This is a genomic window from Caulobacter sp. SRI_008 (assembly GCF_057586355.1).
In genome coordinates this window covers 1-1,165 of record NZ_JBYCZS010000056.1, presented here as the reverse complement: position 1 = coordinate 1,165, position 1,165 = coordinate 1, and the positions used below count along the sequence as shown (strand labels likewise).

The 1,165-nt window shown below is 65.2% G+C and carries 1 protein-coding gene; it reads left to right on the top strand.

Going from position 1 to position 1,165, the window contains the following annotated elements:
- The first annotated feature begins 298 nt into the window (after positions 1 to 298).
- Positions 299 to 1,039: a GntR family transcriptional regulator gene (locus AC2YHT_RS25630; protein ID WP_487292608.1), complete on the top strand. Its 741-nt coding sequence runs from the start codon at positions 299 to 301 to the stop codon at positions 1,037 to 1,039.
- The last annotated feature ends 126 nt before the right edge of the window (positions 1,040 to 1,165 follow it).

The following is a 1,165-nucleotide window of genomic DNA, read 5'->3' as shown; positions in this document are numbered from 1 at the left end:
AGGCGATTGAAGCACCAGACCCGACATCGATGACTCCCCCGAAACCTGTCGCAGCGCGGCCTGTCCCGGCGCGCTTGCCTCTCTTGATCGAAGGCTGAGCATAGATGCCATTTTAATACCACTCAAAAAACGAACACCGACACCGGAAGCCGAAAATCGTTTGACACAAAAGCGATTTATCGCCCTGGTGCGATTTATCGGATCGAAGCGGCGGACAAAAAGGACTTAGATTGGTATGTGCGCAGTGAGATGCCCCGAAACGCGGCGCCTGGCTCCACTGGAGATGGAAATCTAACCCATGCTGCTCTCCGAACGCATCGGCCCGATCGAGACCACCGCCTCCGCGCCGCTCTATCTGCAGCTCCAGCGCGCCCTGCGCGAGGCGATCCAGCACAAGATCCTGACGCCGGAAGACGCCCTGCCGCCGGAGCGCGACATGGCCGAGGACTTCAACGTCTCGCGCATCACCGTGCGCAAGGCGCTTGAGGGCCTGGTCAGCGAGGGCCTGCTCACCCGCCGCCAGGGCGCGGGCACCTTCGTCGCCTCGCGGGTCGAGAAGAACTTCTCCAAGCTGACCTGCTTCACCGAGGACATGATCTCGCGCGGCCGCAGCCCACACAGCGAGTGGCTGGCCAAGATGGAAGGCTCGGTGACGCCCGAGGAGTCGCTGACCCTGGGCCTGTCGCCCAGCACGCCGGTCTACCGCTTCCACCGCATCCGCTATGCCGACGGCGCGCCGATGGCCGTCGAATATTCGACCATCGCCGCCTTCGCCCTGCCCTCGGTCGAGGTGGTCGAGCACTCGCTGTACGAAGCCATGGCCGACGCCGGCTACCGGCCGGTGCGGGCGTTGCAGCGCCTGCGCGCGGTGCTGATCACCCCGCAGCACGCCACCCTGCTGGGCGTGAAGGCCAAGGACGCCGGCCTGTTGGTCGAGCGGCGCGGCTTCCTCAAGGACGGCCGGGCCGTCGAGATCACCCAATCCTACTACCGCGGCGACACCTACGACTTCGTGGCCGAACTCAACGACCCCGCCTGACCCCTCCCTCTTTGTTTTTGTGTCCTGGAGTACGGCCCGTGACCGCGCAGCCCCTTTCCCATTTCCAAGCCCTGACGCCCGAAGCGACCCGCATGTTCCAGGAGGCCGGGGAGGCCTCGGGCGTGG